At 66.3% G+C, this 23,020-nt stretch carries 22 protein-coding genes and 1 pseudogene; 8 read left to right on the top strand and 15 right to left on the bottom strand.

Translation table 11 applies throughout. The features are described 5' to 3' along the window. Both ACWDXS_RS31385 and ACWDXS_RS31380 read left to right on the top strand, forming a co-directional pair. Positions 1-303 (top strand): annotated as a pseudogene (locus tag ACWDXS_RS31385) (esterase family protein); the annotation flags it as partial. 325 nt (positions 304-628) lie between these two features. Then, entirely contained in the window at positions 629-1,516 is an 888-nt protein-coding gene (locus ACWDXS_RS31380; RefSeq protein WP_449971313.1) for a class I SAM-dependent methyltransferase, read from the top strand. 12 nt (positions 1,517-1,528) lie between these two features. On the opposite strand, the gene ACWDXS_RS31375 is transcribed toward ACWDXS_RS31380, so the two are convergent. From ACWDXS_RS31375 to ACWDXS_RS31365, 3 genes are all read right to left on the bottom strand, one after another. Further along, on the bottom strand, positions 1,529-1,969 hold the full coding sequence (locus ACWDXS_RS31375; RefSeq protein ID WP_387446643.1) for a hypothetical protein: 441 nt from the start codon (positions 1,967-1,969) through the stop codon (positions 1,529-1,531). Positions 1,970-2,311: 342 nt separating this feature from the next. Further along, the gene (locus tag ACWDXS_RS31370) at positions 2,312-3,592 is read right to left on the bottom strand and encodes a lipase family protein (RefSeq protein WP_449971311.1); all 1,281 of its coding nucleotides are present in this window, start codon (positions 3,590-3,592) and stop codon (positions 2,312-2,314) included. A 583-nt stretch (positions 3,593-4,175) separates the two neighbouring features. Next, positions 4,176-5,831: an FAD-binding dehydrogenase gene (locus ACWDXS_RS31365; RefSeq protein ID WP_449971308.1), complete on the bottom strand. Its 1,656-nt coding sequence runs from the start codon at positions 5,829-5,831 to the stop codon at positions 4,176-4,178. Between the two features lie 178 nt (positions 5,832-6,009). On the opposite strand from ACWDXS_RS31365, the gene ACWDXS_RS31360 reads away from it, so the two are divergent. Continuing rightward, a complete protein-coding gene (locus tag ACWDXS_RS31360) occupies positions 6,010-7,347 on the top strand; it encodes a M20/M25/M40 family metallo-hydrolase (RefSeq protein WP_449971306.1) in 1,338 nt (445 codons plus the stop codon). 43 nt (positions 7,348-7,390) lie between these two features. Here the strand turns inward: ACWDXS_RS31360 and ACWDXS_RS31355 are convergent, their stop codons facing one another. After that, on the bottom strand, positions 7,391-8,107 hold the full coding sequence (locus tag ACWDXS_RS31355; protein ID WP_449971319.1) for a TetR/AcrR family transcriptional regulator: 717 nt from the start codon (positions 8,105-8,107) through the stop codon (positions 7,391-7,393). A 267-nt stretch (positions 8,108-8,374) separates the two neighbouring features. Here ACWDXS_RS31355 and mbp1 point away from each other — a divergent pair, with 267 nt between their 5' ends. The 5 genes from mbp1 to ACWDXS_RS31330 all read left to right on the top strand — a co-directional run bounded on the left by mbp1 (position 8,375) and on the right by ACWDXS_RS31330 (position 12,655). Continuing rightward, positions 8,375-8,617, top strand: coding sequence for a microaggregate-binding protein 1 (mbp1, locus tag ACWDXS_RS31350; protein WP_387446639.1), 243 nt, complete (start codon positions 8,375-8,377; stop codon positions 8,615-8,617). Between the two features lie 110 nt (positions 8,618-8,727). After that, positions 8,728-9,168 (top strand): hypothetical protein, encoded by a 441-nt coding sequence (locus ACWDXS_RS31345; RefSeq protein WP_387446638.1) that lies wholly within the window; start codon positions 8,728-8,730, stop codon positions 9,166-9,168. 135 nt (positions 9,169-9,303) lie between these two features. After that, complete coding sequence (locus ACWDXS_RS31340) at positions 9,304-11,013, top strand: alkaline phosphatase D family protein (RefSeq protein WP_449971302.1); 1,710 nt, start codon at positions 9,304-9,306, stop codon at positions 11,011-11,013. A 205-nt stretch (positions 11,014-11,218) separates the two neighbouring features. Next, positions 11,219-11,956, top strand: coding sequence for a histidine phosphatase family protein (locus tag ACWDXS_RS31335; RefSeq protein ID WP_378992839.1), 738 nt, complete (start codon positions 11,219-11,221; stop codon positions 11,954-11,956). Between the two features lie 255 nt (positions 11,957-12,211). Then, a complete protein-coding gene (locus ACWDXS_RS31330) occupies positions 12,212-12,655 on the top strand; it encodes an SRPBCC family protein (RefSeq protein WP_378992837.1) in 444 nt (147 codons plus the stop codon). Between the two features lie 45 nt (positions 12,656-12,700). On the opposite strand, the gene ACWDXS_RS31325 is transcribed toward ACWDXS_RS31330, so the two are convergent. The 11 genes from ACWDXS_RS31325 to ACWDXS_RS31275 all read right to left on the bottom strand — a co-directional run bounded on the left by ACWDXS_RS31325 (position 12,701) and on the right by ACWDXS_RS31275 (position 22,797). Continuing rightward, on the bottom strand, positions 12,701-13,435 hold the full coding sequence (locus ACWDXS_RS31325) for a flavodoxin family protein (RefSeq protein WP_449971299.1): 735 nt from the start codon (positions 13,433-13,435) through the stop codon (positions 12,701-12,703). A gap of 170 nt (positions 13,436-13,605) precedes the next feature. Then, positions 13,606-14,043 (bottom strand): VOC family protein, encoded by a 438-nt coding sequence (locus ACWDXS_RS31320; RefSeq protein WP_449971296.1) that lies wholly within the window; start codon positions 14,041-14,043, stop codon positions 13,606-13,608. Between the two features lie 128 nt (positions 14,044-14,171). Continuing rightward, positions 14,172-15,041 (bottom strand): CPBP family intramembrane glutamic endopeptidase, encoded by an 870-nt coding sequence (locus ACWDXS_RS31315; protein WP_449971293.1) that lies wholly within the window; start codon positions 15,039-15,041, stop codon positions 14,172-14,174. Next, positions 15,038-15,952: an alpha/beta hydrolase gene (locus ACWDXS_RS31310; protein WP_449971290.1), complete on the bottom strand. Its 915-nt coding sequence runs from the start codon at positions 15,950-15,952 to the stop codon at positions 15,038-15,040. The genes ACWDXS_RS31315 and ACWDXS_RS31310 overlap by 4 nt, the downstream gene beginning before the upstream one ends. Positions 15,953-16,018: 66 nt before the next feature. Further along, entirely contained in the window at positions 16,019-16,774 is a 756-nt protein-coding gene (locus ACWDXS_RS31305; protein ID WP_449971287.1) for a helix-turn-helix transcriptional regulator, read from the bottom strand. A 201-nt stretch (positions 16,775-16,975) separates the two neighbouring features. Then, positions 16,976-18,106: a zinc-dependent alcohol dehydrogenase gene (locus ACWDXS_RS31300; protein WP_449971284.1), complete on the bottom strand. Its 1,131-nt coding sequence runs from the start codon at positions 18,104-18,106 to the stop codon at positions 16,976-16,978. Between the two features lie 21 nt (positions 18,107-18,127). Further along, on the bottom strand, positions 18,128-19,360 hold the full coding sequence (locus tag ACWDXS_RS31295; RefSeq protein WP_449971281.1) for an MFS transporter: 1,233 nt from the start codon (positions 19,358-19,360) through the stop codon (positions 18,128-18,130). Between the two features lie 194 nt (positions 19,361-19,554). Then, the gene (locus tag ACWDXS_RS31290; protein ID WP_449971278.1) at positions 19,555-20,472 is read right to left on the bottom strand and encodes an intradiol ring-cleavage dioxygenase; all 918 of its coding nucleotides are present in this window, start codon (positions 20,470-20,472) and stop codon (positions 19,555-19,557) included. Further along, positions 20,436-21,512 carry a maleylacetate reductase gene (locus ACWDXS_RS31285; protein WP_449971274.1) on the bottom strand — a complete coding sequence of 359 codons (1,077 nt, stop codon included), beginning with the start codon at positions 21,510-21,512 and terminating at the stop codon, positions 20,436-20,438. The genes ACWDXS_RS31290 and ACWDXS_RS31285 overlap by 37 nt, the downstream gene beginning before the upstream one ends. After that, positions 21,512-21,910 carry a nuclear transport factor 2 family protein gene (locus ACWDXS_RS31280; protein WP_378992821.1) on the bottom strand — a complete coding sequence of 133 codons (399 nt, stop codon included), beginning with the start codon at positions 21,908-21,910 and terminating at the stop codon, positions 21,512-21,514. Before ACWDXS_RS31280 ends, ACWDXS_RS31285 begins: the two co-directional genes overlap by 1 nt. Continuing rightward, positions 21,907-22,797 (bottom strand): NAD(P)-dependent oxidoreductase, encoded by an 891-nt coding sequence (locus ACWDXS_RS31275; protein ID WP_378992819.1) that lies wholly within the window; start codon positions 22,795-22,797, stop codon positions 21,907-21,909. The genes ACWDXS_RS31280 and ACWDXS_RS31275 overlap by 4 nt, the downstream gene beginning before the upstream one ends. Positions 22,798-23,020 lie beyond the last annotated feature (223 nt).

The raw sequence follows: 23,020 nt of genomic DNA, 5'->3' as shown, positions 1-23,020 counted from the left end.
GACCCGACCGAACACCTCGACGCACTCCGCGATACCACCATCTACATGTCGGTCGGCAGCGGCACACCAGGCCCCGCCGACGTCGACTTCGACCCGAGCTTCTCCTACCCCATCGACCTGTTCGGCGCGATCAGCCTCGAAGAAGGCGCACTCAACTGCACCCGCACCGTCGAAAAGACCATGCGCACCGCCGGCCTCACACCGACCGTGCGCTACACCCTGTTCGGCACCCACGCATGGCCCTACTGGCAAGACGCACTCCACAGTTCCTGGCCAACCCTGCGCACCGGCATAGGCCTGTAACCACCTGGGGCCACCCGACCGAGCCGACAAGCGCTGCCGGGCTGGACCGGGTGGTGAGCCGGAAGTCGTTGTCACGGACGGGGTGTTGAGCATCCGCTTCGTTGGCAGTCGGTCCGAACTGCGTCTGCCTGATCTGCGTCTGGATGGTCTCGAGAAACGAATCTCGGACTGAACTTCGCGGCGGTCGGCCTCGGTGTGGAGGTCGGCCGCTGCGTCTTTGTCCGGCAGCTGGATCCAGTGCACGCAGCGGATCAGTATGAACTGTCACGGATTGCGTGAGTGAGTTCATAGAGCGTGTGCCGCATTCGCAAGTAGGTTCACGAATATGGACAACGACGGACCCAGCCGGACAGCGCTCATCACCGCCTACGCCCGCGCCTATCACCAGATCGTTGACCGACCACTGATCTTCACCGATCCTCTGGCGGCACGTCTGCTCGGCGTCACCGCCGAGGAACTGGCCGAATTGGGCACGCCCACAACCGATCACCTCGGTGACGGGGCCAGCGATCGGTCCCGTCGGCTGTTCTTCGCCGCACGCGCGCGCTTCGCCGAGGACGTCGTGGCCGCGGCCGTCGCCGCGGGTGTGCGGCAGGTCGTTGTCCTCGGCGCAGGCCTGGACACGTTCGCCTATCGCAATCCGTTTCCGGACTTGCGTGTCTTCGAGGTCGACCACCCCGCCACCCAAGCGTGGAAACGCGAACGTCTGACCGCCGCCGGAATCGACCGCCCTGAGACATTGGCCTTTGTGCCGGTCGATTTCGAAACGCAAACGCTGGCAGCAGGATTGGCATCCACCGGATTCACCCGGACGGAACCGGCCGTCTTCGTGTGGCTCGGCGTCGTCTTCTATCTGACTCCCGACGCCGCCCACACCACTCTCGAATACATCGCCGGTCAGAGCCAGCCGGTCGAGGTGGTCTTCGACTACCTACAGCCCGCGAACACCGACGAAGACAGTGCGCACCAGCAGGCACGTGCTGATCGACTGGCCGACGTCGGCGAACCCGTGTACAGCTACTTCACGCCCGACGATATCGCCGCCCAGCTGCGAGCCCTCGGCTTCACCAGCCTCGAAGACCACTCCGCCCCCGACCTGGTCACTCACTACCTCGACGGATCCGCAAGTTTCGGAAGCGAACCGCCCCACGCCCTGCGCGCCATCCGCATGCTGCGCGCGAGCCGCTCAGGCTCGCCCGCCGGGAACTGGTAGCCGCACCGCTGGTCATTCTCCTGACGGCACCGCGCGATCCACCCGGCGCATGGTGGCGTCGTAGGCGGCTCCGGCCATGTCCGGACGGTCCGGGTCGGGCAACCAGGTGCCGGTGATCGTGGCACCGTCGGAGCTGATGGTGCCGGTGTAGGTCATACCCAGACCGGCATGGACGAGGGTGTCTCCTCGACGGCTCCACCGGTAGCTCAGCGGAGCAGCGGAACCGGAATAGACATGCGCGGCGAAGTCCGAGGTGGTTTCGTCCGCCCAGATCAATTCGAGGCTGTGGATCTGCGTGTCACCGATCAGCATGGTGCCGTCGAGCTGCAGGAGCCCGCCATCGAGGATGCGGGTCGCGGTAAGAACCCCGGCGATGTCGTCGTGGTCCGACGTGTGGGTGCGCCCGGTCAGTTCCCAGGAGCCGAGCAGAACATCGAGATCGTTGATCGTCATGTGGTTCCTCGCTCGAGTAGTTTGTCCGGCCCTCACCAGGCCATCTCCTACCTAGGTCGAACGGGAGCCGTGCAAATCGACACTCTTACCCGCCACAAGAGGATCCGACCGAGTCCCGTCGCGGTGTGCGCGGCAGCGCCTGGATGACGCTGCCGGCCGAGATGGGACGCTGGGGCAGGGCGCAGCGATCGCGGCCTGTAAGCGACCCGCTGAGACCGCCCCGTCCGAAACAGTCAGATTCATTCCCCGCATCCTCACCTGACCGCATCGCAGCCACCGGAGTTGCTAGTGGGGCGATGCGGCCGACCGGCGTGGGCTCGAGGTCGATGGAGATCGGCGAGGCTAGGGCAGCGCCGCGCAGTTCACCGGAGCGGGCACGCCGGCGAGGCGATCGACCATCCAGGGCTGCGAACTCGTCAGCGACGGGAAGAAGCCCAGATCATGGGTGCCCAGGAAGCCCGACGTCGCGGGCACCGTGTCGTCCGCATCCAGCAGTACCGCCGCGCCGCCGCCACACCATCGCGCGACCAGATCGCGCGCGGCGGGGTACGCGGCCTTGTCGTCGTGCCTGGCCGAGTAGACGCGCACCGGCGCCGCGGGAGCGGACCCGCCGAGGCGCTGCTCGTCGAATGCCTTCTTCAACTCGGGGGAACCGTCGATCACGGCTGTGAGCGGCCGTCCGCTGGTCGTCCACCGCGCCGTGTCCTGGGGCTGGACGAAAGTCTCGGAGAGACCGCCCCCGCACGTGCCGGCGGAGTCGTGCAGGATCGCCCTACCGGTGTCGTTGAGCTCGGCGTCGAGTACCGGGCGTGTGTCGGGGTAGTCGGCGGCGATTCCGTTGAGCACCCACGCGATGGCAGGCGCGACGCCGGGGTTGCCGTCGCTGCGCGCGATGAAATCCTGCGGGCCCACCACCGGCCCGCCCACGTGCACCCCGCGCACGTTGAGTTCGGGTGCGTACTCGGCCTGCAGTTCGCCGGCGGCAGCGGAGGCCATTCCGCCCTGGGAGTAGCCGTAGATGATGACCGGTGAATCCGGGCCGAGCCCCGAACCGGGCAGCCGCAGCGTGGCGCGCGCGGAATCCAGCACCGCGTGCGCCTGCGTCCTGCGGTTGAGGAAGTCGTGCACTCCCGGTACCCCGAAGTCGTGATAATCGGTCATCACCACCGGCATCCCGCTCGCCAGGATTTGATAGATCGCGATGATGTCGTATTCGAACACCACGTCGGCAGGCGGCTGGTACCGGATCACCTGCCCCAGCATCGCCGACGGCGAGCAGTCGGCACTTTGCCCCTGTGCGCCGCCCGCGTAGGCCACCAGTGGTCGCGGGCCCGGGCCGGTCCAGGGCTGAGTCGGCTCCAGATAGGTGCCGACCACCGTCTTCGGCGCGCCGTGGGTGTCGTTGCTGGTGTAGACGAGGCGGGTGGATCGTGCCGGTATCGGCCCGCCCGGGCCGGGAATCGTGACCGCCGTCGCCGAACCATCGGCACGGACGATGTCACCCCCCGCCACCTTCAACTGCGGCGGCTGGGCCCCTACCGTCGGTGTGGCCACGACCCCGGCGGCAACGACCACCAGGGTTCCCGTGAGTGCTGCAATCCACGCGCGTTTTCCGCTCTTCATACCGATCCTTCGTGCGAGGTGATCCGTCCAGGGCAGCTATCGAACCGAACAGCACAATCGCCACGGATGGAGCACAACACCGCTTGTCAGCGGATCGTGAGCAGAAGAGCGTGATGTTCGACCCGACAGATCTAAATCGAAACTGCGGGCATCTCCGTCGAGCACAGAACACGGCACGGACATCACGGTGCCGGGGCCACAGCTTATGCCATGAGGCCGACACCGGTGCACAGACTCCTGCTTCGGCGTGACAACTTCGTGATCAGGCGGCTTCCGCGCGTTCCCGGTCCGGTGTGAACCCCTGCGGAACAACCGTTTCGCACACTGCGCTGCCAGCCACCTCAATTCAAGGTTCTGTCCGCTGTCGGTCGGCGGCCAGCAGTTTCGGGTCTCCTGTCTGCCGCGACCGGTAGACTTTTCTGCTGCGGCGTACCTCAACCGCCTAGCGGTCCGAGTTGATTCGCCCTGCTGAGCTGGGCGGATCGTGGCGGTCAGCGGACCCGGTGAGTAGCCCTGCAATTGCCGACAGCTCCAACTCGCCTCGGCGGAGGGCCGAGACGAGTTCTTGCCGCGCCAGGAGGCCTCACAGCCGACCAGCGACCGCCCGGCCTGCGGCACGCCCGGAGAAGATGCATCCGCCCAGGAAAGTGCCCTCCAATGCGCGATACCCGTGCACTCCCCCACCGCCGAACCCCGCGACCTCACCAGCGGCGTACAGGCCCTCGACCACCGCTGCGCCCGGCCCCAGCACTCGCGACGAGAGGTCTGTCTCCAAGCCGCCCAGCGTCTTTCGGGTGAGCAGATGCAACCGGACGGCGATCAGCGGGCCTGCCTTGGGATCGAGCAGCTTGTGTGGTGCGGCCACTCGCGTGATTCTGTCGGGCAGGTAGGCACGCGCGGCACGGATCGCCGCGATCTGCAGGTCCTTGTTGAACGCGTTGCCGAACTCGCGATCCCGCGAGGTCACCTCACGCTTCACACTCGCCACATCGAGCACGTTGTCGCCTGCCAGCTCATTCATCCGACGCACCAGGTCGTCCAGGGTGTCCTCGACCACGAAATCGGCACCCCGGCGCTTGAACGCCTCGACCGGACCCGGCGCCCCCTTCTTCACCCGTTCCAGCAACAACCTGATGTTGCGGCCGGTCAGGTCAGGGTTCTGTTCCTGGCCGGACAGCGCGAACTCCTTCTCGATGATCTTCTGGTCCAGGACCAGCCAGGTGTAGTCGAATCCGGTCCGGTTGATGTACTGCATCGTGCCGAGCGTGTCGAAGCCGGGGAACAGCGGTGGAGGGAGCCGCTTTCCGGTCGCGTCCAGCCACAGCGATGACGGTCCCGGACCGATGCGGATGCCATGGTCGGGCCACACCGGGTCGTAGTTGATGATGCCCTCGGTGTAGTGCCACATCCGGTCCCGGTTGATCACGCTCGCGCCCGCGGACTCCGAGATCGCCAGCATTCGCCCATCCACGTGGGCGGGAACGCCGGCCAGCATGTGCTCGGGCACGCGGCCCATCCGCGTGGGCCAATTCTGCCGGATCAGCTCGCGGTTGTGCCCGATACCACCGGAGGTGACGATCACGGCCTGCGCGCTGAACTCGAACTCGCCCACCGCTTTCCGCGACGACTCGACGCCGCGCGCCGCGTCCGAGGGCTCGAGGACGGTGCCACGCACACCGCTGACCGTGCCGCCGGTGACGACGAGTTCGTCGACCTGGTGTCGAAACCGGTATTCCACCAACCCCTGGTCGACGCCGGCCCGGACCCGAGACTCGATGATCTCGACGATCCGTGGCCCGGTTCCCCAGGTGATGTGGAAACGGGGCACCGAGTTGCCCGGCCCGTACGCGCCGTAGCCACCTCGTTCCGCCCAGGCTACGACCGGAAACGCCTTCCAGCCGCGCTCGGCCAACCAACCGCGCATTTCACCGGCGGCGAATTCGACAAAGGCTTGCGCCCATGCGCGTGGCCATTTGTCCTCGCGCTCGCGGTCGAATCCGGCATTGCCTATCCAGTCCTGGATCGCGAGGTCGTATGAGTCTTTGATGCCGACCCTGCGCTGCTCCGGACTGTTCACCAGGAACAGTCCGCCGAATGACCAGAATGCTTGGCCGCCCACATTGTTGATGTTCTCCTGCTCGACGACGAGCACCCGTTTGCCGGCGTCGACCAACTCAGCCGTGGCGACCAATCCGGCGAGTCCGGCTCCGACGACGATGACGTCAGCAGATTCGGTCATCTATTTACGGTAGCTCCGCCTCCCGAACCAAGGGAAGAGGTCCACCCCACGCACCGCCAGAACCCGGCGATATCGCCGTCGGTAGCCGCGGAACAGCGGTTGTGCACAATGTCGAGGTATAGGCTCGGAGCCGGGATAGACACACAGAGGGTGCATATTCTCGGGAGAGGACATCGGTATGCCGGAAGGCACCATCGACATCGACCGCGCGGTAATGCGGTTCGCCACCTTGCTACAGATCCCGACGGTCACCACCCAGGACGAGAAGGACACCGACTGGGCCCCATTCGTGACATTCCGCGAGACACTCGACACCCTGTACCCACTGATTGCCACAAAATTGCGCAAGCAGATCTTCGCCGACCACACGCTGGTCTACCACTGGGACACCGGGTCCACCGCGGACCCGATCGTGCTCATGGCGCACCAAGACGTCGTCTCCCCCGGCGATCCGGACGGTTGGACGCACCCGCCGTTCGCGGGCACCGTCGCGAACGGCGCGATCTGGGGCCGCGGCGCCATCGACGACAAAGGCCCGCTTGTCTGCATCTGCGAAGCCGTCGAAGACCTTCTCGCCCAGGCGTTCACACCCGATCGCGACGTCTATCTGCTGTTCGGGCACAACGAGGAAGTCGCCGGCGACGGCGTCCCCACCGTGGTGGAGTACTTCCGCCGACAGCACATCGTGCCCGGCCTGGTCATCGACGAGGGCGGCGGCGTGGCGGGGGACCTGTTCCCGATCAAGGAGAAGATCGCCGCGGTCGGCACTGCCGAAAAAGGCATGCTCGACCTTCAACTGTCTGCGGTAGACCCCGGCGGCCACGCCTCCATGCCCGGTAAGCATCCGGCGACCACCCGCATCGCACGTGCCCTGGTAAAGCTGGACAACTTCACCTTTCCGCCCCAGCTCACGCCGCCGATCAGGGAGATGCTCGCCATCATCGGCGCACACTCCGGTGGCCCACTCGGCGCGGTGCTCGCACGAGCCGACAGGCTGCAGTGGCTGACCACCACCTTCATGACCCGTTCCGGTGCGCTGATGAACGCGATGATCCGCACCACCGCGGTGCCCACGGTGCTCGAAGGCAGCAAGGGCACCAATGTCATGGCCGAATCAGCGCGCGCGGTACTGAATATCCGCATCCTCACCGGGGAAACCGTCGCCGGAACCGTCGAACGCATCCGCAAGCTGATCAACGACCCCGAAGTCCGCCTCGATATTCTCAATTCCTCCGAACCGACCCCGATCTCTCCCACCGAAGGTCCCGCGTTCGAACGGGTCGAACTGGCTGTAGCCGAAACATTTCCCGGCACGGTGACATCACCGTTTCTCGTTGTCGGCGCCAGCGACGCGCGCCACCTCGCCAAGATCAGCGACTATGTCTACCGCTTCTACCCTTTCGAGCTCGACGCCGAAGCACGAGGCCTCATCCACGCCACCGACGAGCGTCTCACCGTCGACGCGCTCGAACAGGGGATCCGCTTCTACGAGGCTGTCCTGCGCCGGAGCCACTGATTCATACCGATCCGACCGCGGCTACGGCATGTCGAACCACCACTCACGGGCGTTGTCGAGCGCGACGCATCCCTTCGAGCCGATCGAGCAATGCCTCGAGAGATTCTTCGAATTCATCGGCCGAACGGTTGGTTGCCAGGTGGCTCTGCAGGCGATAGACGTGGGGGTAGTCGGCCAGCTCCGATGATTCGTGCTGTCCGGGCTCGGCGGTGGTGATCGGGCTCAGCTCGACCCCCCTGGTTGCTACCTCGAGGAGGAGGTGGCCGAGCAGGAACGTCGCGAAAGACCGATAGATTTGAACTGCCTGACGATCGTCGAAGCCATAGTGGAGCATGGTTTCGAGGAAGGATTCCATCCACTTCAGACTGCGCAGCGGCGGGCACAGCCAGGGCGCCTGCGGTGGGCTAGAGGCCATCAACGGGAAGACCTCGGGGTGCTCGATCGCGACGCGGCGCACGCCGTGCGCGAGGCGCTGCAGATATCCCTGCCAGCTGCCGCCCTCTTCGTCGGGCTCCATCAGGTTCTGCTCGTAGAGCTGGTCGACGAGGTGATCGACCACACCGGCCAGCAGGTCGTCACGCCCGGAAACATAGCGGTACAGGGCCATGGCTTCGACGCCCAGCCACGAGCCCAGACGGCGCATCGTGAGATGCCCCAGGCCTTCCTGGTCGATCAGCGCAATCGCTGATTCCAGGATCAGGACCCGGTCCAGGCGCGGGGCGCGTCGAGCGTCCCCGTCCCGTGAACCGTTGTCGCGCAGCTCGGCGCCCGAGTCGATCGTGTCCTCGCTCAGGGCAGAGCTCCTGTCAAAATCTTCCGGCTCCGGTACTCCACCACGCCGCCATAACCCCAGGGTACCGGGATGTTCCGGCCGATTTCAACGCACCCCGCCCTGCAGATTTCGACACAGTGGTTTACAAGGTAAACGGATATATGTTTATCTTGTAAACGTCAGCCGTGGAGCTGCCGCGCCCCGGGTTGCGCTCGCGTCACACGGGGAAACGTTGGGCCGATCGAAAGGACAGTCGTGTCTGAGAACGACAGTGGCGTAGAGGCCGGAGTCAAGGGCGTCGTCGAGGGTGTGAAGGGCAAAGCCAAGGAAGTCGCGGGTGCCGTCGTGGGCGACGACTCCTTGCTGCGCGAAGGCCGTGCACAGCAGGACAAGGCCGAGTCACAGCGCGAGGTCGCGGAGAAGGAAGCCGAAGCCGAGAAGGCACGGCTGGAGGTATCGGCCAACGAAGCACGTCAGCGCGCCGCCGAGCAGGACTGACAGCTCGCGTATTCGGGCCCGGCCGGTGGACCGGCCGGGCCCGTCGGCTCAGCGATATGGGCGGGCCGTGATGACACGGGCCGTTCGGTTCGGAAATAGGGAGTGACGTGATGGAAAAGCCTGCGATGCTGCGGATGGACAGTGCCGCGCGAACGACACCGGGCTACTCCGACCGGCAATGGGCGGTGCGTGAGGCGGTGCTGAAATGGGCGCACAACGAAGATGTCCTCGACAACCCGGTGCCGGTCCTCGGCGCCTTCGTCGTCGGGGCGTCGGTCTGTTGGCCGGGAGAATCGCTGACCGAGGACGAGGTAGTTCGCGCGTCGCTGTGGTTGACGAGGATGGGGCTGTTCAACTCCATCGATCGCGACCCGGCATTCGGTCACCGCGCAACCATCTACCGCCCTCGGATCACCGCCGAAGGAATCCGCGTCGCGCGCGGCCCCGATGGAGTTCGCGGCGTTTCCTGGCCAGGCGTCATCATTCGCCCGCCCGATCGACCGATGCCGCCGCCGCGCGATCTCACTCCTCCCCCGCAGCCCACCGGGTAGACGTCAGCTGCCGCGCGCATCAGTTCGCCACGTGCTGACAGGATTTTGACCTGCGACCACCTGTCGAACCGGATTCAGTTCCGTCAGGGCAGAATGCCCCTGCTCGACAGCCGGGCCACGACATAGTCTGGACTGATGGCACGGCTGCCGGAATTCAGGAGCGAGCTGGTTCTGGGTCCGTTGCTGCGTCACGTCGGCGAAGGCGACGCCACCGTCTGGGTCGAGACCTCCGCACCATGCACCGTCGAGGTCCTCGGCCATTACGAGAACACCTGGACCATCGCCGGACATCACTACGCTCTCGTCCTGATCACGGGACTGGCGGCCGGTTCCGTCACGCGGTACGAGGTCAGTCTCAACGGCAAGCGCGTCTGGCCGCTGCCCGACGCCCCGTACCCGTCCGTCATTCGCACGCTCAGAGGCGACGCCGATCTGATCCTCGCCTTCGGCTCGTGCCGATTCGCCACACCGACCGCGACGCAGGACAACGACCACTTCGACGCCGACGCTCTCGACGCCTATGCGCGGCGAGTCATGCAACGCCCGCCCGAAGATCTGCCCGACGCATTGTTGCTGGTCGGCGACCAGGTTTACGCCGATGAGCTGTCCCCGGAGATCCTCCGTCGCATCGACGAGGTACACGACCTCGACCAACCGCCGGGCGCCCAGATCCGCAACTTCGAGGAGTACACGTGGCTCTATTCCGAGTCATGGTCCGACCCGCAGGTGCGCTGGCTGCTGTCCACGGTTCCGTCGTCGATGATCTTCGACGACCACGACGTCATCGACGACTGGAACACCTCGACATCGTGGCGTGACGAGATCGAGGCCACCGATTGGTGGGAGGAACGTATCGTGGGCGCGTTGTCGTCGTACTGGATCTACCAGCACCTGGGCAACCTCTCGCCCGCTGCCCTGGCCGACGACGAGCTCTACCAGCGGATCCGATCCGAGGGCGGCGACTGCGCGGAGTTGCTCCGCGATTTCGCGTCCGCAGCGGACGAAGAAGCCGACGGCGCCAAGGGAGCGCAATGGTCGTATCGCCGCGATCTCGGCACCACCCGGCTGCTCGTCATCGATTCCCGGTGCGGACGCATACTCGGCGGCGGCACGCGGTCGATGGTCTCCGAGCCCGAGTTCTCGTGGATCGAACGACAGACCGAGGGCGACTACGACCACCTGCTGGTGGGGAGCTCGCTCCCGTGGCTGCTGCCGCGTGCCCTCCACGACCTGGAGTCGTGGAATGAGCGCATGGCCTCAGGGGTCCGCGGCCGACGTGTGGCCGGATGGTCCGAAAGATTGCGGCGCTCAGCCGATCTGGAACATTGGGCCGCGTTCCGAGAGTCATTCGACCGGCTCGCCCAACTCGTCGCCCGCGTCGGGCGCGGACAGTGCAGCAGCCCGGGGGGACGGGCGCCCGCCACGATCTGCGTGCTGTCCGGCGACGTTCACCACGCCTATGCCGAGCAAGCGCAGTTCCCCGACGCCGTGCGATCCCGGGTCTACCAGCTGACCTGTTCGCCGATGCACAACTACGTTCCGACCGCCATGAAGGCGATCTTCCGGGTCTCGTGGAGTCGGGCCGCCGAACGGGTGACGCGTTTCCTCCTGGACCGGGTGTCCACCGTTCCCCCGGTGTCGGTCGAGTGGAGTCGGGTCACCGGCCCCTTCTTCGGCAACCAGATAGCGACGCTGCATCTACGCGGCCGGACCAGCCGCCTCGTGCTGGAGCAGGTGAGCACCGACGGCGGCCGTCCACATTTGACGACGGTCGCGGACGTGGTGCTGTCGGGTTGTGGAAATCGCCGTGCACACCGGATCGGCGGCATCGAAACGGCCGGGTGAGCAGGTCGCGTGAGTCGACATGCCGCTCGCACTTCCGCTACCGGTGGTTTCGCCTGCGCGGTCCAGTACGCGAAAGCTCCCGATGAATGGGAGACCCCGTCTTTGATTCGGGCAAATAGCTGCTTCTGTGAGACGCGACACTCCGAATTCCGGTTCTTCGACATACCGGAATTGGCGTTCGCCACAATGAAAGGCATTCCCACCCATGCGAATCCGACCTCTTCGATTGTCCATTGCCGTGATGGCGGTCGCGGCCACAACCGCTACCACCGGCGTCGCGTCCGCCGATATCGACTTCGGCAGTTCCGGCAGCAGCTCCGGCAGCAGCGGCGACATGGTCATCACCCTGGTGCGCCATGCCGAGTCCCTCGGTAACACCTCCGGCCTGATCGACACCAAGGTGCCCGGACCCGACCTGACCTCACGCGGCCGGACACAGGCAGACAATCTGGCCATCCAGCTGGGCGACAAGAACTACGACTGCGCCTTCGCATCCAACATGGTGCGTACCGAGCAGACCGCGGCACCGACCGTCGCCAAGCAGGACCTGAGCCTCGGCATTCAGCCCGGTTTCCGGGAGATCGAGGCAGGCCAGTACGAGGGCACCCCGGAGGCCGAGGCGATGTCCGGGTACCTACAGGCGCCGATCAAGTGGCTCTCCGGCGACCTGAGCGCACGGATTCCAGGCTCCATCGACGGCAACGAGTTCGACGGCCGCGTCGATCAGGCACTGCTCGATGTGCAGCGCCGCGGCTGCGCCAACCCGGTGATCTTCTCGCACGGCGGCACCATCATGTTCTGGTCGATGATGAACGCCGCCAACGCCGACAAGAGCAAACTCGGCACCGATCCGATGCGCAACGGCGGCCGCGTCGTCCTCGAGGGCAGCCCGCAGAAGGGCTGGACGATTGTCGAGTGGGTCGGCCACCCGGACCTGGGCTGATTCACCCTTCCGTGCCCCGGATGCCACCGACACAATCGATGGCACCGGGGCACGGTCGTCTCTCAGCACAGGAGCGCCCGTGGCGCAGTCGTCCACCGCGGCGGGGCACTGGCATAGTCAGGGAAGCGCCGGCCGAGCGCACGGTCGACAGCGCTGATGCTCGCGCGACGGTCACCGCCGAAGCGCAACCACCCGCGCCAGCGATACCCGTCCAGGTCCAGGCCGGACCGTGGTGAACCGAAGGGATTTCTGTCCATGACCGTCGTGAAAGTGCAGCGCAGCATCGACGCCCCGATCGAAGCGGTGTTCGACGCCTACACCGACCATGCGGCGCTGGCGCTGGTGCCCGGCATCGTGTCGGCCACTGTGGTCCGGCCCGGCGACACCGAACCGAACGGGCTCGGCGCGATCCGCGAGGTGAACGCCGGCATCGCCTGGTTCCGGGAGGAGATCACCGCCTTCGACCGGCCCGTCCTGATGGAGTACAGGATCCGCAAGGCGCGGCCACCGTTGCAGCACAAACTCGGCCGGGTCGAGTTCGAGTCGACCTCGCCAGGCACGACCCTTGTCACTTGGACATCGGAGTTCGATTCACCCGTGCGAGGTATCGGATTCGTGTTCGGTCCCGCCGGCAAACTCATCGCGTCGGCCGGGTTCAGCTGGGTCTTGAAATGTCTCGACAACCGCATCGGGTCCTGACTGTCACCAGCGTCGCGGATCCGGATCCCAGTTCCTCGGCGTGATTCATCGGTGCTCCGGATTGTCGAAGTCGGGCCTGCATCCGGCGTCCCACTCGCTGCGCTGGTTTCCGAAGGCCGGGATTCCGCCGTTGCGCCGCAGCATGGCCGCCACGTGCATGAGGTTGAAGGTCATGAACGACGTATTGCGGTTGGTGAAATCGTTGTCCGGTCCGCCCGAATCCGGATCGAGATAGGACGGACCCGGACCGACCGACCCGATCCATCCGGCATCAGCCTGCGGCGGAATGGTGTACCCGAGGTGCTGCAGGCTGTAGAGGATATTCATCGCGCAGTGCTTGATACCGTCTTCGTTACCGGTGATCAGACACCCCGCTGCCCGCCCGTAGTAAGCGTATTGACCGGCATCGTTGAGCAGCGACGAGCATCCGTAGAGGCGTTCGATCACCCGTTTCATCACCGAACTGTTGTCGCCCAGCCAGATCGGGCCGCACAGAACCAGGATGTCGGCGTCGAGCACGCGCGAGAAGATCTGCGGCCATTCATCGGTCGGGGCTCCGTGCTCGGTCATGTCAGGCCACACTCCGGTCGCGATATCGTGGTCGACCGCGCGCAGCTCCTCGACTTCGACACCGCGCCGACGCATGATCTGCGCACTCAACCGCACCAGCCCGTCGGTATTGCTGGGCTCGGGCGAACGTTTGAGCGTGCAATTGATGAACAGCGCGCGCAGATCGTCGAAGCGCGGGCCCGGTTCGGTCACCGCCTCGGGCCCGGTCATCGCCTCGGCCCGACTCGAAGGCCGAGCACCCGGCAGAGCAGTGGGCGGTGGTGGTCGCGGGGGTTGTGGTGCGGCACTGGTGCTCCCATCTCTTTGGTGTGACTGTTCGATCATTCGAGTCGCTGGAGCGCGGCGGATTTCGTCGCGAACGAGCGACGGCGGCGTGTCGGTCAGTCGGCGAAGATGCCTTTCAGCATCCCGGTGGCCTGACCGACCTCGATCAGGTAGCCGTCGGGGTCGCGCAGGTAGCACCGAAGTTCGGCTTTGCGGTCCAGCGGCTCGGTCAAGAACTGTCCGCCTTTGGCGGTGACGTCGGCATAGAAAGCGGCGATGTCGGCGACCCGCACGTTGAGAAACGACGAGACCATCTCGCCGGCCGTCGGCGGTGCCAGCGTGATGTCGGGCTTGTCCGGGGTTGGTCCACCGCCGGGATTCATGATGATCCAGCTGTTGGCGACCTTGACGATAGCCGGATTTTCCGCGAGAACGACCTGGCCGCCGAGGATGTCGGCGTAGAAATCGCGCGAGCGGACCACATCGCGCACGGTCAGGAAATGGGTGAGGATCAGACCATGTTCGGGTGCGGGGAGGTCTGGGCGACTGGTCACGAGGGCTCCTTCGGTTCGAGTTACCGTGCGCGTTCCCACTACCGATCTGTTGACACACTCACTGCGCCGCGGTGCGACCAGCGACTGCCCGGCCCCGCCTGGGAACGACACTCACGCCGCAGGCTTGGTCAGGGCCGCTGGGATACCCGCTCTTCGCCGCCGCCGCGCTGTGGAAGTGGGCGAGCTGCAACGGCTCCCTGGACGACCGGCGCCGGGCTCGTGCGCATCAGCCACAGCGCAGCGGCGAGCGTCAGCACCCAGCCGATCACTTCGATGAGCAGATGATCTGTCGCATCGGGAACGGATTGCAGCAGGTACACCCGGACGCTGTTGACCGCTCCGTGCGTCATGACTGCCGGCCAGACACTCCCCGACCGCCAGCGAAGTGCTAGGAGCAGCGGCGCCCACGGCAGCATGCCCGCGAAATAGATGACGGTGCCCCACGGTGGGCGGTCTCCGATGACGGCGAGCACCGGCAGGTGCCAGACGATCCAGACCACACCGCTGGCAAGGGCCAGCGGCCAGAATCCCCATGACGCGGCGCGGGTCGCCAGCCAGCCGCGCCAGCCGAACTCCTCTCCGACAGCGAAGACCGACTGCAGGAGGAAGACCGGAACGACCCATACTGTCGCCGCCAAGATCTGGTCGAGCGGGTTGAGCGGCCAGATCCCCGATGCCAGTGCGATGCAGGCCTGGATGGCGGCGATCGCGGTGATGAGGCCGATGCCGATGCCTGCCCACTTGGGTGTGCCGCGCCACCCGGTGGCGAAAGTTTCGCCGAACGTTCCGGGTCGTCGGGCGAGCCACATGATGATCGCCGCGAGCAGCGGGGTCATTTGCAGGATCGGAACGATCAGGTTGTCGAAGTCCGTGGAGACCAGCCGGAAGACCATCGGAACGGACAGTGTGTAGCACAGCACGATGGCGATCGCGAAGAACCACGCGACGTCGAGGAAATTCGATCCGGTAGCACTACCGCGCGCACGGACTGTCGTCATGACTGCTCCTCCTTGCGCTCGGTGAGCGGGTCGATGGGCTGGACCGGTACCACCGGCGCCTGGCCGGCGAAGGCCGCCAGCGTCCGGTCGATCCATGCGATGACGTCGGCCAGGATGGCCGGCCCCTCGGCTTCCTCCTCCAACCCGTGGTAGACGCCCGGACAGGTCCTCAGCGTCGCCGACGACACGAGGTCGACCACCTGGCGGCTGGCGGAGAGCGGATTGATCAGATCGGCGTCGCCATGAACCACGAGTAGTGGTACCGCGACTCGGGTGGCAGCCGATGCCACGCGATCCATCTGTGCCAAGACATCGATCGCGAAGCGTGCGGTCGCTCGCCCATGGACCAAGGGATCGGCGTACCGTTCGGCGACGACGCCGGGGTCGCGATTGACACGCTCGAACCGCAGCCCGTTCGGCAACGTCAGGGTGGCGAAGGCGCCGCCGAGGCTCCTGACCACGGCCACCTTCAGCCGCTGATTCCGCAGCTCCGAGTCGAAAGCGGGTCCGGTCACCACCACCGCTGCCACGTCCGTCCCCGGCCGGTCCGCTGCGTAGAGGAACGCGTAGAGCCCGCCCAGGCTGTGGCCGTACAGCACGACCGGCGCGCCGCCCGTTCGCGCACGTTCGTGTGCGATGAGATGGTCCACGGCCCGCGCCGTCGACTGGTATCGGACGTCGCCGCGGCGTCCTTCGGATCGCCCGAATCCTTCGTAGTCCATGGCAAGCACGGAGAAGCCGGCCGCGGTGAACAACCGAGCCGTGCTGTCGTAGCGGGCGGCGTGCTCGCCGAGACCGTGCATGATGACGACACTGGCCTGCGCGGGCCCGCGCGGGACCCAGTGGAGTGAGGTGAGTCGGGGGCCGCCGCCGTCCGGTGTGAAGGAGTCGAGGATGGGTGATGTGTTCACGAGCAGTTCCTTTCGGGTCTGCTCGAGCCTCGCCGCTTCGCCTCGGTCCAGGATTGGACCAACCTGCTAGGTCGGCAGGATCTCCCAGCGGATCGTGCTGAACGCGGTGGGAGGGCCGCCGAAGGTTCGGCGACACGTCCTCGTGAGATGGGAGCTGTCGGTGAACCCCGCCAGGTGAGCCGCATCGGTGAGCGTCCGGCCCTGTGCGACCGCTGCGGTCGCCCGGAGCAGCCGGAGCCATCTCACGTAGGCCCGGAAGGTGATTCCGAGGTCCTGGGCGAAGAGATGGGACAGCCGGCTCTCCGACAGATGCACGGTCGCGGCGAGGTCGCGAAGCCGGATGGGTCGTGAGTCCAGCTCGGTCTGAAGGTGGCTGCGCGCGGCGGCGACTCCCGGATGAAGCGGGTGCGAGGTGTTTCCGGGAGAGCGCACGCGCCCCTCGACGTACGCGCTGTGCCCCTTGATCAGGATCTGTCCCGCGTGATCCCAGGCACGAGCGTGGGACGGATCGTCGACCAGCTCGATCAGCTCGGCACCCAGAGATGAATCGGGCTCGACGTGCGCCACGACGCCCCAGGCGCCGGCAGCGCTGAACGCGTGCGACTGATCGGCGGAAACGATCGCCGCGTTCGTCCGTCGCTGACGGCCCTGGAGATCCTCGATGACGAACGTCCCCCGGTGGGCGACGGCCACCTGCACGGAGTGGTGAGAATGTCCCGGCAAACTTCCCAGCGGACCCTCGATCTCGAGTACACCGGGACGCAAGCGCCCTGTGCCGGACCACCGTGAGATCAATGGCTGTCGCTCGTCGGACGCGTGCATCGGCTGAAATATACGTGGCACGGGAGCGCTCCGACACGGCCGCGAAACGGCGGCCCTGAATCGTCACCATGGATGGCCATCTGGCGGGTGCGAGGCGGACTGATTCTGGCCGTCAGCGATCGGGTCGATCTGCGGACCATCCCTGCGGGTCCGCCGCCACGCCGGGGCCTTGATCCCGGCGCAAAGCCTGTCCGGAACCGGTCACGCGCCAGGATCGATAAGGATCTTGCCTTCCACCTGCCCGGCGGCGAGCCGATCCAGTGATGCGCCCAGATGTGCGAGTCCTACCGGGGTTTCGGCGAATTCGGTGCCGAGCAGCGGGTCTGCCGCGAGGATGTGCAGTGCGGCGGGGAGGTCGGTGTCGCAGACGTGGGCCAGCGTCGTGTCGAGGGTGATCTCGCGGAAGATCATCGAGTGCATGTCGAGGGCGGGCTTGTCCTTGGGAATGCCGACGGCTTGGACACGGCCGCCGTCGATGACCATCTCGAGTGCCGCCGCCAGCTGGCCGGGCGCCCCGCTTGCCTCGATCACGACGTCGGGTTTGCGGCCGTCGAGTGCGTCAGTGACATCGGCAGCGACGGACTCCGACGGAGTGAGGGTGCGATCGGCGCCCAGACGTTGCGCGCGGTCGAGGCGGCTGCCGGGGAAATCGATGACGGTGATGTCGAACTCGCCGAGGTGCCGCAGACCGGCGAGGACGAACGAGCCGATCGCGCCGGCACCGATGATCACGACGTTGTCGCCCTCGCGCGCACCGGACCGACGAGCCGCATGGATGCCGACAGACAGGGGTTGGGCGAGTCCGGCGTGGTCCAGGGACAACCCGGTGGGCAACGGACGCAGTGTCTTCGTCGGGACCGCGACGAATTCGGCCATCCCGCCGTGGACGTTCAGCCCGAGGGTTCGGTACCTCGTGCACTGGTTGGTTCGGCCTTCGCCACATCGTCGGCACTTACCGCACCAGACACCGGCGCCACTGGCGACCAGGCTGCCCTCGGTGAGGCCGGAACCCGGGTCGGCTTCGACGATCTCGCCGACGAATTCGTGGCCGGGGATGATCGGGCCGAGGTGCCCGCTGTGAGGGTGGCGGCGTTGCACGGGAAAGGTTTTCGGTCCGGCGGTCCACTCGGAGGCGTCGGTCCCGCAGATTCCCGAGCGCAGGACCCGCAGGAGTGTTTCCCCGGTGCCCGGAGCGGGGATGTCGACTTCTTCGAGTCGGATATCGCGGGGGCCGTAGTAGACGGCGGCTTGCATCGTCGATGGCACAGCAGTGTCTTCCTCGTCGAGATGGTGGACAGGGTTCGGATGACGACCGATGGTCTGGGTCGCCATGGGCGACCCAGACCATCGGTGTCACACCTTGACGGGTTCTCCGTCGCGTGGGTCGGTAACCGGTTGGGCGACAACGTCATCGGTGACAGTGCTGCCGCGGGGCAGGAACAACGCCACCACCGCGGCGAGGCCGAAGAAGCCCGCGCACACGATGAGACCACCCTGGAATCCGATGCTCGCCGCCAGTCCGGCCAGAGCGAACGGCGCCAGCGCCGACACACCACGGCCGACGTTGAAGCAGAAGCCGGCACCGGTCGCGCGGGCCCTGGTCGGGAACAGTTCCCCGAGGTAGGAGCCGAACAGGCCGAAGAACGCGGTGAACGCGCCGAACAGCGGTCCCATCCACAGCAGGGCGGTTTCCTGGGTGGTGAGTGCGTAGATCGGCAGTGTCAGCGTGACACCGAGCAAGGTGATGATGATCGTCCGGTGACGGCCGATGTGATCGGCGAGGTAGCCGAACCCGTTGTAGCCGAAGAACATTCCCAGATTCAACATCGTGATGAACAGCGCGACCGAGGTCGTAGCCAGACCACGCTCAGTGGTGAGGTAGGTGGGCAGCCAGGTCATCGAGCCCCAGTAGCCGAACAGCGCGAGAGCCGCCATGAGGGTGCCCAGCAGTGTCCTGCGGCGCAGGGAGGAACCCAGGACATCGCGCACAGAGACGACATCGTTGGCGTTGTCGGCCTTTTGAGCTGCCCAGGTGGCGGATTCGGAGAAGAAGATCGCGACGATCGCGATCGGCAGCACAACCGCGCAGCCCGACACCAGGAACATCAGTCGCCAATCCGGCAGGAACCAGCCCGAGATCGTGGCTGCCATCGCACCACCGGCGGGGAAGGCGCTGATCACGAATGCGGCTGCGCGACCACGGTGCTTTTCGGGCCACGTCTCGACCACGTAGGCCGAGACCACGCTCCAGACAGCGCCGAGCCCGATACCGGCGAGGAACCGCAGCAGCAGGAAGACCTCATAGCTCGGAACCACGTAGATCGCCGCGGTGAAGATGCCGAAGATGCTCAGCGCGGCGAGCAGTGCCTTCTTGCGCCCGAAGTTGTCGGCCACATAGCCGCCGAGGACGCTGCTGACACCGATGCCGACCAGGGTGGCGGTCGCCAGCAGGCCGCCCTGGGTGATCGTGATGCCCAGATCCTTACGGATGGACGGTAGCGCCATGGAAAGTAGGACGATTTCCAAAGCGTCGAACAGGTAGGCGAGGAAACACCCGCCGAGCACGATCCAACGTGTACGTCGCATCGTTGTACCTCCAGTGTGAGCTGCTGGGGGTCGTGCCCGGGCAGCAGTGATCTTCGAATTGCAGGGAACGGGTGTTCGCTGCACGGGTGGAACCGGCACCGAGTCATCGCCTGCCGGTGTGTAATCCGGCGTAAGGCATGGCGGTGCCGTTCGATCCGGACCTCGACGGGTCCGGTCGTGTGTGTGACGGGGCGCTAGCTGCCGTCGTGGGTGGCCAGCACCAGGTCGAACGTGATGCTCGTCCAGCCGTCCGACGGATGCGTCCCGTCAGGAGCGGTGGTGTCGGCGTGGTGGACGGCCTCGACGACGAGGTTCTCCTTCACGCCGAACACCGCGTCGCAGTCGAGGTAGGGGTCGCCCGCGACGAAGATATGGGTGATCAGGGGCCGGAAATCCGGTGCGGTGACCATGTAGTGCAGATGCGCGGGGCGCATCGGGCCGCGGGCGGTGGCGGTCAGCAGGTCGCCGACCGGGCCGTCGTGGGGAATCGGATACGGCGCGGGCAGTACCGACCAGAATCGGTATTCGCCGTTCGCACCCGAGCGCAGCCAGCCGCGACCGGCCGAGCGGTCGTCGGTGTACTGGACGTCGTAGAAGCCGTCGGAGTCGGCTTCCCACACTTCGATGCGCGCCCCCTCGATCGGTTCGCCACCGGTGGTGCGCACCTGGCCCGAGACGTAGCAGGGTAGGCCCTTCGCGCCGCGGGCGATATCGCCCCCGAGCGGAATCTCCGGTGCGGAATCGACGAAGAACGGACCGAACACCGTCGACTCGGTAGCGCCGGGCTCGGCGGGTTCGTTGATGGCGACCGTGAGCATCGACAGGCCGAGCACATCGGAGAGCAGAATGAATTCCTGACGCCGACTGTCGGTGATATGTCCTGCGCGAGTAAGGAATTCGATAGCCGACTCCCACTCGTGTTCGGTGAGCCGAACGTCGCGGGCGAAGGCGTGCAGGTGGCGCACGAGACTGTGCATCACTTCGCGCAGCCGAGGATCGGGGGTGGCGTCGAAGCTGGCCAGCACCTCCTCGGTGACGGCTTGTTCCTTGTCGACGGCGGTAGCCGGGTCGCCGCTCATGCCGTCGGCCCGGTGGGTTCGGATCCCGCCCACGCGCCGTGCAGGATCGCACGGAGTCCGTCCGGAGTGACGGGTGTGGGGTTGTCTGCGGGAGCGATAGCCAGGATGTCGTCGATCACGTCGTCGATGCCGGACTCGTCCATGCCGAGCTCACGTAGCCCCGCCGGTACACCGACCTCACCACCCAGTTCACGCAGTCCGGCGACGATGTCGACTCGCCCGAGCGCACGGCCGATCCGGTCGGTGGCCTCGCTCGCGTTGGGAGCGTTGTAAGCCAGTACGTAGGGCAGCACGATGGCGTGGGTGTGGGCGTGGGGCAGGTCGAACGCCCCGCCGAGGACGTGGCAGATCTTGTGGTGCAGCCCGGATCCGGCGACGGCGAACGCCGATCCGGCCAGGTAGGCGCCGAGCAGTAGTTCACCGCGACTGGCCAGGCCGGTCGGGGTGGACGCGATGGTGGTCAGCCCGTTCACCAAGTGACGGATGCCGTCTTCGGCGACCGCGCTGGACACCGGGCTTCGCCGTGGCGCCCAGAAGGCCTCGACACAGTGCGCCACCGCGTTGAGTCCGCTGGCGACCGAAAGTTCCACCGGCAGAGTAAGAGTCAGCTCCGGGTCGTAGACGACGGTCTTGGGCAACACCCGCCGATCGGTCCCGGTGGTCTTGCGCCCACGCTCGGTCAGACCCCACACCGGGGTGACTTCGGAGCCGGCATAAGTCGTCGGCACAGCGAGCACCGGCAGACCGGTGGTCAGGGCGACGATCTTGGCCGTTCCCGTCGTCGAGCCGCCGCCCACCGACAGCACCACGTCGGCGTCGGCCTCGAGTGCGACCTTACGGGCGAGCTCGGCGACGTCGGCGGGCACATGGGGACGAACCTCGGAGAAGGTCGCGACCACCCGATCGGCGAACGGTGCGCACAGCTGTGTCGCGGTGCCGTTCTCGGCATCGGTGGCGATGAGCAGCACGCGGCGCGCGCCTAGCAGGTCAAGCTCGGTGAGCAACTTGGTGCGCGCGGCACCGGCGCCGAAGACGACCCGGCCCGGCAGACCGTCATAGGTGAACTGGGTCATCAGATCGCTCCCGGGATGACCGTGGGTCCGTAGCCCAGCAGCAGCCACCGATCGCCGTCGCGCACCCAGACCGCGAGCGCGCTGTTGGCGAGTTGTTTGCGCACCCCACCGGCGGTGATGTCGGCGCGCATCTCACCGGAGACCAGTACGGTGTCGCCGACGACGACGATCTTGTGCACCGGGTGCTCGATCCGGTGGTAGACGTAGAAGCCGGTGCGCAGCTTCTCCAGGTAGCTGTCGAGGGTGTCGACCACGGCGTTGGAGTGCGTGTAGAGCAACTCGGGGTGCGCGAACGCGGCGAAGCCTTCGATGTCGCCTGCCACCACCGCGGCGTAGCGAGCGTCTTCGAGCGAGCGGATGGTCGATTCGATCTCAGCCGTGGCGAGAGTATCGGTCATGAGAGGGCTCCGGTCTGTGGTGCGGTGGACAGGGTTTCACGCAACATCACGCCGTTGCGGCGGCGCAGGACGGTGAGGACCTCGGCCATGTCGGCCTGACCCAGCCCGGTGGCCACGGCATCGTCGAGTACGGCGAACGCGGCTTCGGACCCGGGCAGAATCAGCCGGTGACTGTGGGCCAGCGCGAGAGCCAGGCCGAGGTCCTTGCGGATCAGCGATACCGGCGCCGCGACCGGCGTCGACTCCGGCGCGAGGTAGGCCTGCTGCTTGTAGCCGACATACGGGGCGCCCGCCGCGCTGTTGCGCAGGATGTCGTAGAACGTGGCAGGGTCGAGGGCACCGGCTTCGGCGAGCAGAAGTCCTTCTGCGACAGCCTGACTCAGCCCGGCCAGGACCGCGTTGACCGCGAGTTTGGCCGTGGACCCCGAGCCGACCGGTCCGGCGTGGAACTGGGCGGTGGTCATCGCGGCCAGGACCGGTCGTGCCCGCTCGAACTGTTCGGGCGTGGCGCCGACCATCGTGGTGATGGCGGCGGTTTCGGCCATCGACACACTGCCCGACACCGGCGCATCGATCACCGCTAGGTGCGGCAGGTCGGCGAGTTCGCGCACGACCTCAGGGCCGACGGTACCCATCACGATGTGCAGGTGGCCGGGCGCGACAGTGCGCAGACCCTCGATCACCAGGCCCCGCGTGGATTCACCATCGGGCAGCATGCTGATCGTCAACGCGGCGGCGGCCAGCGCGTCGGGGAAGTCGGCGAGACCGACCCCCTCGGGCGCTTGCTCGACATGGGGGTCATAGGCGAGAACGGTGTGCCCTGCCGCGGCCAGGTGGGCGGCCATCGGCCTGCCCATTCGGCCCAGGCCCGCGAATCCGATCAGCACGTCCCCTCCCCCGCTACGCAGACGGTCGCCGCGAATCGGTGAGCGGTGGTGAGAGGCGGAGAAAAGCAGGTCGACCGAAGTCGCGCAATCGGGAAAGACACGAGTCTCCTTCGTCGTCGATGACGGGGAACGGGGCTGAAGCCACCGTGAATGTGTTCAGTATCATTAAACATATAGAGAGTGATGTCAACCACGGAACAACGGTCGCCACATCAAGGAGACT

The organism is Nocardia sp. NPDC003183 (assembly GCF_053590715.1).
Note: the sequence above shows the minus strand (reverse complement) of the source record. Positions and strands in the feature narration are given on the sequence as shown.